Here is a 10246-nt window from a genome sequence, read left to right as displayed (position 1 = left end):
ACACCACCGGTTGCTCGACTGGTGCGGCGGTAGTTTCGATCCTTCTGCCTTTGACCTCCAAGGCCTCAACGAACGCCTCTTCGAGATCAAATTCTGATCGTCAAGACGGCCGCCAAATGTCGCTTACTCTATATCGAATATTAAATTCGATTTATGAAATCTATTTTTGGGGGCCTTGAGGCCCTCACTTGCAGTCTGCAGCCTTCGAGCGCACCACCGAATTCAACCGTACCGAGACTTAATCTGACATTGTCATGAAATTACTTGTTTTAGATTGACATTGTCATGGGTGGGTCTAACATATAAGCGTGCGAACTCCGTGGAGGAGCGAATGCGCGACGACTTGCATACGACGGTAGCTTTGAAGCCGCACTGGCGGAAAGCCGTGCGAGTAGTGGAGAGACTGGAGGCGGCTGGTGAGACGGAGGCCGCGCTGGCCATCCATGAGGCGACTTGCAGCGAGTGGGCGACTAGCGTACGCCCGCCGTGGTTTGCCGAGTTTGCTGTGCACCTTGAGCAGGCAGGTAGGGATTTGTTTCGGCTCGACAGCCTCCTTGCCGTTGTGGACGAGTTTGAGCGCCGCGCGGAGACCTCGCTCGAATTAAGTGTTTGCGAGGTAGCACGCCTGACTATTTACGGCGACCCGGTCGACAGGCTCCACGAGGCAGTTCGTGCTGCGGTACTTTCAGACTGCGTTCTGCAAGGGATTGAGCACTGCGCGTTGAAGGTCTCCGACCAGTTCGGCGATTTGCAGGGAACCACTCTGCGTCGCGCAATGACCAGGCTGGCGGCCGACATTGACTTCTCCCACGACCCGGCACGCAATTCGAAGCGCAAGCTGGGTAAGGACGACATTCTGGGCATTGATTTAGGGCTGAGACTATGACCAGCCGCGCGGTTCCTGCCAACGCTCCAACGGCGACCTTCCGCGTTTGCGAAAAACGCGCTCGCAAGTTATCCAAGGTTCAGGTCATCCGCTTGGGAGAAGACATCGAGGTCGACGCGACTACGCTGTCCGAATACTGCTTTCGCCAGTCTGATGGACTGGCATATGACCTGATGACGCTGATTGGGGCCGTGAAATTTGCGGACCGCATGCTTCGGCGACAACACGCGAAGACTTGGGCGCGGCACTTACATATCGAAATTCCCGTCTTCAGACCTAACGCTTGGCTGCTGCCGAGTGTTCATGACACGCTGGTGCAATGCCTCAACTATCTCACCGGAGATGGTTGGTCCTTCACGTTTGTGGAGCGCGCGGGAGAGGCGCCCGCGCTGCAGCAGTCGCCGTTGCACGAAATATCGCTCGGCAACCGCGACATCGTGTTCGTTCCTTTTAGCCACGGATTGGACTCTTACGGCCAAGTTAGGCTCCTGAAACTCGCACAGCCAGAAACTGAGGTTGTGTGCGTTTACGCAGATGCTCGGGCCGCAGGAGGACACAGGGGCGCATTGAAGCGGAAGAGGATGGCGGGAATCCAGTATGTGGGCGTACCTGTTAAGGTCAAACGGTTCCGTCATCCGGAGGGCAGCTTCAGGTCGCGTCCTTTTATGTTCTATCTTTTGGCGAGCCTTGGGGCGATTGAATCGGGCGCCAACCGGGTCATGATTCCCGAGAACGGGCAGGGGAGCATTGGAGGGTCCCTCGTCACGACTGGCCATGAACCGAAGCACCGCAGTTGCTATCCGGGTTTCACGTCGCGGCTTTCGAAATTTCTCGCGGCGTTGACTGGCACGCAGTTGGAGTTCTATCATCCTGCGCTCTTCGACACGAAGGGCGTTATGTTGCGCGCTCTATCGGAGTCCGGTGAGGATGTCCGCGCGATTTTGAAAACCCATCGGTCATGCTCGTGCGATGCACGAACGGCATCTCGCGACGGGAGGATGTTCCACTGCGGTGTTTGTGGGAACTGCCTTCTCAGGCGTGCCGCCGAACGCTGCGCGCAGCTCGAAGGAGCCACTGACTACCTTTTTTCGGACTTGACTTCGAAAACGCTTGAAGGCGGACTCAGGCCAGGTGATGGCCAAGTCAAGTTTGGCTTCTTTTCCGACCTCGCGCGCAACAGCGCGCGTGACATGCAGCGCTTGGCCGACTTTGGCTCAGCTCCGCATCATCGTGTCGCGCAAGTGACCGCGATTGACCTCGCCAGATTTGCTGGCGGCGACATCGCCCAGACCAGCTCCAATCTCACAGGTTTGCTCCGGCAGCATGCATTGGAGTGGAACGACTTCTTGGCTGCTTGTGGCGAAGATTCATGGATTTCGAAAATCGCGAGGGGATAGCATGGCTATCGAATTAAAAGTCCGCCCCGAAGTTTTGGGGCCGCGACTCAAAGGTGCCCGCTCGCTAGCTAAGCTGACGCAGGAACAGGTGGCGCAGAGGCTGAGGATTGCCCGGACCACTGTTGTCGCAATCGAAAGCGGTAAGCGGGGAGTTTCGTCCAGCGAGCTGAGAGCTTTTGCTGAACTGTACGCGATGCCGGAGAGCGAGCTGTTGGCAGACGGCACTCCAAGCTTGGACATGGAGTTGAAGTTCCGCGCGCACTCCAGTAGTGATGATGTCGACAGCGCCGCTGCGCATTTGTTGCTGAACAAGCTCGCGGCGGCCTCGGTCGAACTCGAAGCGATGCTCGACAGGCGGATGTTGCAGCCTGACCTGCCAGTTGTGACCATTTCTCGCTCGATGCCCGTCGAGCAACAGGCCGAGGACGTCGCGCTTTCGATTCGGCAACGTTTGGGCATCGGTTTTGGCCCCATACCGGACCTCATCGCTTTGGTCGAGCTTGACATGGGATTGCGCGTCTTTGAGCGCGGATTGCCATCAAAGGTCAGCGGCGCGTTTGCCTACGACGAGGCGATTGGTGGATTTATTGTCGTTAATGCACTGCACCCAGCATCTCGCAGGCGTCTGACTATCGCACATGAACTCTGCCACGCATTGTTACGGCGCGCAGGCATAGTCGTCCACATGACCGAAGGCGATTTTTCGGACAGGGAAGAAAAGTTTTGTGACGCCTTTGCTCGGGCGTTGCTGATGCCAGCAATGACTGTGCGCAAGAAGGCCGCAGAGTTGCGTGATGCAGCGGGCCAGTTCTCGGTGAGGCAACTGCTCGCAATGGCTGTGTACTTTCACACGTCCATCGAAGCCATGACTCGTCGCCTAGAGGGACTGAACCTTTTGCCGAAGGGGACGTTCGAGTCTTTGAAAGCAAAAGGATTGGGGACCCAGCATCTGGAAGAGGTGCGGCGCGAGCTCGACGAGCCGGAGGCTGTCGGCCGATTCAGTCCACGGACTTTGCTCCTGGCCGCGGAAGCATTTGAGAAAGGGCTTCTCTCAGAGCAACAAATCGCTCGAAAGCTGCAATTGGATTTGGGCTCGGTGCGCGAAGTGTTGGGACATATGGCTCCGGACGGAGAGGGGGAAGAACTTGAGCTTGCCATCTAGCCAATTTCCGACCGGTCCGCTGGTGCTGGACGCAAGCGTCCTTTTCAATCTTCTCGGCACTGGCAAGCCAAAAGCGGTCCTGCAAGCCATCGGAGTTGCTTGTTGGGTGGAAGAGCGTACGGCTGCCGAGGTTCGGCGTATGCCTGGACAGCGTACGGAGAGCGCGCCGCTGCAGCCACTATTTGATGATGGGTGCCTCCAATTATGCAGAATGTCTGAGCAAGCGTATGACACTTATCTTTCATTGGTCAGCGGGGCGCCGACAGAATCGCTGGACGATGGGGAAAGCGCGGCGATAGCGATAGCTGTCGACGGTTTCGGGAGCGTAGTGCTTGACGACAAAAAGGCACGACGAATTCTGTCGAACCGGTTCACGGAGTCAACGCGCGGTAGTTCGCTTTCATTGTTCCTTGCAGCGGCAACACGAGCGAATTGGAGCATGCAGGAGCTACGAGCCGCCATCACGGCAGCCCGCGAAGTTGCTCGGATGGCGATTGTCCCCGAGGAGCGCATTCTCTACGCGGAATTGTTTGCAGCGACGGCGGCCGGCTAAGCCGACTAGCGAATTTGCGCTCAGAATTGGTGTGACATCGGCCGGTCAATTGAGGGTGGGCATGTTCACAACCGACGAATTCGCGTATTTCGCGTATGGCTCGAACATGTCGGCACGCCGATTGGTCGCACGGGTGCCGTCCGCGAGGGTTGTCACCACAGGCTTCATAACCAGGCACAGACTCGTCTTCGACAAGCTCAGCCAGGACGGGTCGGGCAAATGCGATTGCGAGTACACCGGACTCGCTGACGACAGTGTCTATGGTGTCATTTTCGGAGTGGCCTTGCGAGACCGTCCGGTGCTCGACAGATTCGAGGGGGCAGGCGCGGGTTATGAATCTAAAACAGTACAGATTGAAACCGCTGCTGGCGGCTTGGCCGCGCTCACATACATGGCGACGAACAAACGGTTGGGCCTAACACCGTATCACTGGTACAAACACCATGTGCTCATTGGCGCCCGTGAGGCCGGCCTTCCAGCCAACTATATTCGCGCCGTCGAAGCTGTCGCATCCGTTGACGACCCGCAGCACTCAAGGGCCGAGAAGGAGGCTCGTCTGTACGACTGATTGGGCAAGGGCCCTAGGCCAGATGTTGTTTGCAACTGGCTTTTTTCAGGCCAGCTTTGTTTGCGATGCCGGCAGATAAGTCTTTGATTTTGCAACGGGTAGATTTGGCGCAGATACAACTCTCTTGTATCCAACTGCCATTGTAATTGTTGCAACGCCCTAGAAGGCGCCATCCGCCCGGATGTTTGTTGTTGCGCGTGCGTGGCCATTGCGCAATCAAATCAGCCCGTTAGCGAGAATGGGATGAGAAGCCCCTCCGAGTCGGGCCAGTTTGTTTTGTGAAAAGCTAGCCGGGACAGGTTTGATTGCGATAGGACAGGTATCGTTTGCAAGCCACCACGCGCCGCAGCTCCTGCTGAACGCCATGTGCCGGGTGGTAACATTTGTTGTCATCCTTTCCGACCGCTCGCCCGGTACATCCGCATGCCAGACAGTTTCGACCAGCTCGCCGCCCTGATCCGGGCGCGCTTCTCAGAACTGAGTCCGCAGTTCCAGATGGGGGCGGCCTTCCTGCTCGATCATCCCGACGAGGTCGCGGTCTCGTCCATGCGCAAGGTGGCCGAACGGGCACAGGTGCAACCGGCCTCACTGGTGCGTCTGTCGCAGCAACTCGGCTTCCCCGGCTGGAACGAATTGCGCAACCTCTTCGTCGCGCGTGTGCGCACGCGGCCTGAGCCGCTCGCGAGCCGCGCCCGTTCGCTCGTCAAATCGAAAGACGCGCTGGCGAACGATCTGCTGGTCGCGCAACAGCACAATCTCGAGGTGACCGCCGCGCATAACGGCCGCGTGATCGTGGAAGCGGCGCGTCTGTTGCGGCGTGCGCCGCACGTGCATGTGGCCGGTTTCCGCTCCTGCTATGCGGTGGCGTTTGGCCTCGTCTACGGATACCGGCTGTTCCGTTCCTCGGTGTCCTTGCTCAACGGCGAGGCCGGAACGCTGGAGATGCAGTTGCGCACCGTCGAGCGCGATAGCGCCACCATCGTGATCAGCTTCGCGCCATATTCGGTGGAAGCCGCGCGCGTAGCCGAAGCCGCCCTGGAAAAGGGCAGCAAGCTGATCGCGATCACCGACAGCGCCGTGTCGCCGATCGCCTTGAATGCCGACAAGGTGCTGATCTTTTCACACGAAAGTCCTTCGTTTTTCCCTTCGCTGGTGGCGGCGACCGCGATCGCCGAATCGCTGGTCGCGCATCTACTGGCGCTCGAGGGAGCGGGCGCGGTCGAACAGCTCGCCATTGCCGAGCAGTCGCTGCATGCGAAGGGCGCATACGTGCCTTGAATATTTCCTTCTGAATCGAGCCGGGTCTTGTATGAAGCAGGACCGCTCCATCTGCATCGGCGTCGCGCTGTTTGACAACAATTGTTGTTGATATGTATAAATACATACCAATTGTTGAAGGGGCGCGAATGGTGGTGTCGAAGCAGGAGTTGGATCTGTTTTGCCACCGCGCTCTTCGAGATCGGCGGCGCGGGTGTGTCGATGAAGGTTCGCCGGCAAGGGCAGTGCGCATTCGGCGCTTTCATCGCCCGCATGGCTTGCGGACAGACCGGCGCCTGAACGGCTGCCGCAACCAACAGGAAACCGGATCCATGTCCACAGTGTTTCATCGTTTACCGAAGCAATTGCTGCCGGTCGCCGTCGCAGGCGAGGGCATCGAGATCATCGATTCCACGGGCAAGCGCTATATCGACGCATCCGGCGGCGCCGCCGTTTCGTGTCTCGGGCACAGCAACCAGCGCGTGATCGATGCGATCAAACGGCAGTCGCAGCAACTGCCGTATGCGCACACATCGTTCTTCACCACCGAGTCCGCCGAAGCGCTCGCCGACCGCCTGGTGGCGAGCGCCCCGCAAGGGCTCGAACATGTGTATTTCGTCTCGGGCGGTTCGGAGGCGATCGAGGCGGCGCTCAAACTCGCGCGCCAATATTTCGTGGAGAAGGGCGAACGGCAGCGGCGCCATTTCATCGCGCGTCGCCAGAGTTATCACGGCAACACGCTGGGTGCGCTGGCAATCGGCGGCAATGCGTGGCGCCGCGAGCCGTTCCTGCCGATCCTGATCGAGGCGCATCACGTGAGCCCGTGTTACGCGTATCGCGAGCAACGCGCGGACGAAACCGAAGAGGCCTTCGCGCAGCGTCTCGCCGACGAACTCGAGCGGAAGATTCTCGAACTCGGCGTGGACACGGTCGCCGCTTTCGTCGCCGAAACTGTGGTTGGCGCGACGGCCGGCGCCGTGCCGCCGGTGCGCGAGTACTTCCGCAAGATTCGCGCGGTGTGCGATCGCTACGGCGTGCTGCTGATTCTCGACGAGATCATGTCCGGCATGGGTCGCACCGGCTATCTTTACGCCTGCGAGGAAGACGGCGTGGCGCCCGATATCCTGACCATCGCCAAAGGGCTCGGCGCGGGTTATCAGCCGATCGGCGCGACGCTCGTGAGCGAGCGGATCTATCAGGCGATCGTCGGCGGATCGGGGTTCTTTCAGCATGGCCATACCTATATCGGCCATGCCACCGCCTGCGCCGGCGCGCTCGAAGTGCAACGCGTGATCGAGGAAGACAAACTGCTGCCCAATGTGCTGGCGCGCGGCGAACAGCTGCGCGGCCGGCTGCGCGAGCACTACGCGCAGCATCCGCATATCGGCGACGTGCGCGGACGCGGGCTGTTCGTCGGCGTAGAACTGGTCAGGGACCGCGCCGGCAAAACGCCGTTCGACGCCGGCCTCAAACTGCACGCGGCAATTCGGCGCGAAGCGTTCGCACGCGGTTTGATGGTGTATCCGATGGGCGGCACGGTCGACGGCAAGATCGGCGATCATGTGCTGCTGGCGCCGCCTTTTATCTGCACCGCGCGTGACATCGACGAAATCGTCAGCCGGCTTACCGATGCGATTAGCGGCGCGCTGGCCGCCGTCTGAAACCTTCTGCGCCACTACGACTTGCGAGAACGATGATGACCGAGCGTTTGCCTCACTTCGACCTGTCCGACGCCACGCCCGAACAGAAAGCGGTGCTGGACGAAATTCTGTCGGGCCCGCGCCGCAATCTGAACGGGCCGTTTCTCGGCTGGATTCATAGTCCGGAACTGGCGCAGCAGGCGCAGCGCCTGGGCGCGTTCTGCCGTTACCGGACCGGTTTGCCGCTGCGCCTCTCGGAACTGGCGATTCTGGTGACCGCGGCTCGCTGGCAGGCGCAGGCGGAGTGGTACATCCACCATCCGATCGCGCTGGAAGCCGGCGTGTGCGCAGCGGATGCCGAGGCGATTCGCGAGGGCCGGCGGCCGGATTTCGCGGAAGCCGACGACGCGTTGATTCACGATTTCGCGAGCGAACTGTATGACACCAAGCGCGTTTCGGACGCGACCTATGCGAAGGCTGTCGAGCGTTTCGGGCATCAGGTGGTGATCAACCTGGTGGGTCTGCTCGGCTACTACGCATTGGTCGCGATGACGCTGAACGTGTTCGGCATGCGTGCGGTCGGGCAGGATAGTTTGCCGTTCGCTGAGTAGCTGGAAGAGTACGGGCAAGGTAAAGTCGTCGGCAGACGCTTGGGCAGCGAGCCTTGCAGTGGCGATGGCCCACGCCCTCTATAACGTCATTGTTCAGCTTTTCCGACGCACAATGCAGAAGCGCCCCGGTTGCGAACTTCGCAACCGGGGCGCTTCCTTATTACCACTACGCCGTCCCCTGCCATGCACTCGCTATAACGCCAGCAACCGCATCGCGCGACCGCGCGGCTTGCCGACTGCCGCTTGCCGATTACTGGCCGCGATACGTCGAGAACAGGCGCTGCTGCACCGAGTTCGGCGCGCCTGCATCCGAGGAGCCTACCTTTGCGCCGCCGACGTCCTGCGAGCCCTGCGCAACGGCGGCCACTGCCGTACCGTTTTCCGGCACCGTCTTCGGATAGTCGACGTCGTTCTGATTCAGGAGGCCCGCTTTTTGCGCGGCCACCAGTTCGGCACGTACCTGCGCACGCGTCACCGGACCATTCTCCTGCTGGGCGAACGAGACAGCCGGAACGACGAGCGCGGATGCGATGACCACTGCGGAAATAAGCGATTTCATGATGACCTCCAGTATTCGATTGTTGGTGAGATCGGCTGAATGCTGTGTGCCAATCCATTGAATACAGTCTATTTCTTGCAGGGTCGGCGAAAAAGCGGCTTTCTGAGGAAAGATTATTGCGGTAATTGATACAGTTGTTGGGGCGGCTTCTGTTTTGACCGATTGTCGGCATCGTCACGACGCTGGCACACGGAAGCGCCTATGATGAAGTTCGGTCCCCGCCCGCGCCTGCAGCGCCGCGCGGCACTCGCGACCGATGCCGAAACCGCAGAACGTCCGGGCGGGGCCGTTGCGGCGGGCATCAGATTCGGTCGTGGAGCGCGCGAAGCAGGGCACAAACAGGAGAGAGCAATGAAGCGCAAGGCATCAGCAGTCTGGCAAGGCGGCCTGCAAGACGGCAAGGGCTCGATTTCCACCGACAGCGGCGTTCTCAAGGAGACTCAATACTCGTTTTCGACACGCTTCGCTGACGGCATCGGCACGAATCCGGAAGAGCTGATTGCGGCTGCGCATGCGGGATGTTTCTCGATGGCGCTGTCGGCGGAACTGGGCAAGGCCGGCATCACGCCCGAGCGTATCGGCACCACAGCGACCGTTACGCTCGACAAGGACGGTGGCGGTTTTGCCATCACCGCAGTCCATCTCGACGTGGCCGTGAAGATCCCCGGCGGCGACAAAGCGGCCTTTGAGAAGGCGACCACCGACGCCAAAGCCGGTTGCCCAGTGTCGAAAGTGCTGAAGGCCACGATCACGATGGATGCGAAGCTCGAAACCTGAGTTCGCGTTTTTCTACGGTCGTCGCAGTCGTTCAAACGCGATGATGAAGCCGGCGCCCGGGCAAAACCGGGGCCGGTTTTTGTATGGTCTGACACCGGCTCCCTGCCGCACCCTACGGAAACTCGTCTTGCTTTCTTGAACGGTTAGTCATAATATCCGTTCCATGAAGCAATCTGCCGATTCGAAACATTCCGCGAAGCAATCCGCGAAGAAAGCGGGCGAGGTCTGCCTGCGGGGCCGGCCGCGCGAATTCGACACGGACACCGTATTGGCGAGCGCGAGTCAGGTGTTCTGGAATCACGGCTACCACGCCACTTCGATCGACGACCTGTGCAAGGCCACCGGCCTGTTGCGCGGCAGTCTCTACGGCGTATTCGGCGACAAGCACGGCATCATGCTGGCCGCGCTCGATCACTACGCGGAAGGTTCGGTCGCGCGGCTCTCCGAGCGGCTCAACGCGCCGGTCCCGCCGGAAGAAGCGCTACGCAATGCCTTGCTGCACTATGCGCGGGTCGCGTGCGCGTTAACCGGCGAGCGCAGTTGCTTCATCACCAACACCACGCTGGAAATGCAGCCGGGTGACGAGGAACTGCGCACCCGCGTCGCCGCGATTCAGCGCCGCATGGCAACGCTGCTGGCGGCGTCGGTGATTCGCGGTCAGGCGAGCGGCGCCTTCAACTCCACGCTCGACGAAAAAGCCGTCGGCGATTTCCTGCTCTGCGTGATGCAAGGCTTGCGCGTGCTGGGGCGGGTCGCCCACAAAGAAGACGCGCTGACAGGAATAGTGGACGTCGCCATGCGCGCGCTCGTCTAAATTTTTTTGTCGAATTTTTGAA

General features: G+C 60.0%; 11 protein-coding genes. 10 read left to right on the top strand and 1 reads right to left on the bottom strand.

The window, feature by feature from the left end:
• Positions 1–331: 331 nt before the first annotated feature.
• The 8 genes from NE850_RS31495 to NE850_RS31460 all read left to right on the top strand — a co-directional run bounded on the left by NE850_RS31495 (position 332) and on the right by NE850_RS31460 (position 8074).
• Complete coding sequence (locus tag NE850_RS31495) at positions 332–886, top strand: hypothetical protein (RefSeq protein ID WP_310699840.1); 555 nt, start codon at positions 332–334, stop codon at positions 884–886.
• Entirely contained in the window at positions 883–2283 is a 1401-nt protein-coding gene (locus NE850_RS31490; protein ID WP_310699839.1) for a hypothetical protein, read from the top strand. Before NE850_RS31495 ends, NE850_RS31490 begins: the two co-directional genes overlap by 4 nt.
• Position 2284: 1 nt before the next feature.
• On the top strand, positions 2285–3445 hold the full coding sequence (locus tag NE850_RS31485) for an XRE family transcriptional regulator (RefSeq protein WP_310699838.1): 1161 nt from the start codon (positions 2285–2287) through the stop codon (positions 3443–3445).
• Complete coding sequence (locus tag NE850_RS31480; protein WP_310699837.1) at positions 3429–3998, top strand: hypothetical protein; 570 nt, start codon at positions 3429–3431, stop codon at positions 3996–3998. Before NE850_RS31485 ends, NE850_RS31480 begins: the two co-directional genes overlap by 17 nt.
• A gap of 61 nt (positions 3999–4059) precedes the next feature.
• Positions 4060–4566 carry a gamma-glutamylcyclotransferase family protein gene (locus tag NE850_RS31475; RefSeq protein WP_310699836.1) on the top strand — a complete coding sequence of 169 codons (507 nt, stop codon included), beginning with the start codon at positions 4060–4062 and terminating at the stop codon, positions 4564–4566.
• 423 nt (positions 4567–4989) lie between these two features.
• Positions 4990–5844 carry a MurR/RpiR family transcriptional regulator gene (locus NE850_RS31470; protein WP_007177540.1) on the top strand — a complete coding sequence of 285 codons (855 nt, stop codon included), beginning with the start codon at positions 4990–4992 and terminating at the stop codon, positions 5842–5844.
• A gap of 311 nt (positions 5845–6155) precedes the next feature.
• Positions 6156–7484: an aspartate aminotransferase family protein gene (locus tag NE850_RS31465; protein ID WP_310699835.1), complete on the top strand. Its 1329-nt coding sequence runs from the start codon at positions 6156–6158 to the stop codon at positions 7482–7484.
• Between the two features lie 35 nt (positions 7485–7519).
• Positions 7520–8074 (top strand): carboxymuconolactone decarboxylase family protein, encoded by a 555-nt coding sequence (locus NE850_RS31460; RefSeq protein ID WP_007177538.1) that lies wholly within the window; start codon positions 7520–7522, stop codon positions 8072–8074.
• A 250-nt stretch (positions 8075–8324) separates the two neighbouring features.
• On the opposite strand, the gene NE850_RS31455 is transcribed toward NE850_RS31460, so the two are convergent.
• Complete coding sequence (locus tag NE850_RS31455) at positions 8325–8633, bottom strand: DUF4148 domain-containing protein (RefSeq protein ID WP_007177537.1); 309 nt, start codon at positions 8631–8633, stop codon at positions 8325–8327.
• A 351-nt stretch (positions 8634–8984) separates the two neighbouring features.
• On the opposite strand from NE850_RS31455, the gene NE850_RS31450 reads away from it, so the two are divergent.
• Both NE850_RS31450 and NE850_RS31445 read left to right on the top strand, forming a co-directional pair.
• Entirely contained in the window at positions 8985–9410 is a 426-nt protein-coding gene (locus NE850_RS31450) for an OsmC family protein (RefSeq protein ID WP_310699834.1), read from the top strand.
• 163 nt (positions 9411–9573) lie between these two features.
• On the top strand, positions 9574–10224 hold the full coding sequence (locus tag NE850_RS31445; protein ID WP_310699833.1) for a TetR/AcrR family transcriptional regulator: 651 nt from the start codon (positions 9574–9576) through the stop codon (positions 10222–10224).
• Positions 10225–10246 lie beyond the last annotated feature (22 nt).

The sequence above is a fragment of the Paraburkholderia sp. USG1 genome, from assembly GCF_031570135.1.
GTDB lineage: Bacteria > Pseudomonadota > Gammaproteobacteria > Burkholderiales > Burkholderiaceae > Paraburkholderia > Paraburkholderia dioscoreae.
The sequence above is the reverse complement of the archived record's forward strand: the minus strand, read 5'-3'. Positions and strand labels throughout refer to the sequence as shown.

Bases quoted from the DNA above. Each gene is read 5' to 3' on its own strand.
- NE850_RS31465 (WP_310699835.1), top strand. From the start codon at position 6,156: ATGTCCACAGTGTTTCATCGTTTACCGAAGCAATTGCTGCCGGTCGCC.
- NE850_RS31475 (WP_310699836.1), top strand. From the start codon at position 4,060: ATGTTCACAACCGACGAATTCGCGTATTTCGCGTATGGCTCGAACATG.
- NE850_RS31460 (WP_007177538.1), top strand. From the start codon at position 7,520: ATGACCGAGCGTTTGCCTCACTTCGACCTGTCCGACGCCACGCCCGAA.
- NE850_RS31445 (WP_310699833.1), top strand. From the start codon at position 9,574: ATGAAGCAATCTGCCGATTCGAAACATTCCGCGAAGCAATCCGCGAAG.
- NE850_RS31455 (WP_007177537.1), bottom strand. From the start codon at position 8,633: ATGAAATCGCTTATTTCCGCAGTGGTCATCGCATCCGCGCTCGTCGTT.
- NE850_RS31450 (WP_310699834.1), top strand. From the start codon at position 8,985: ATGAAGCGCAAGGCATCAGCAGTCTGGCAAGGCGGCCTGCAAGACGGC.
- NE850_RS31490 (WP_310699839.1), top strand. From the start codon at position 883: ATGACCAGCCGCGCGGTTCCTGCCAACGCTCCAACGGCGACCTTCCGC.
- NE850_RS31485 (WP_310699838.1), top strand. From the start codon at position 2,285: ATGGCTATCGAATTAAAAGTCCGCCCCGAAGTTTTGGGGCCGCGACTC.
- NE850_RS31495 (WP_310699840.1), top strand. From the start codon at position 332: ATGCGCGACGACTTGCATACGACGGTAGCTTTGAAGCCGCACTGGCGG.
- NE850_RS31470 (WP_007177540.1), top strand. From the start codon at position 4,990: ATGCCAGACAGTTTCGACCAGCTCGCCGCCCTGATCCGGGCGCGCTTC.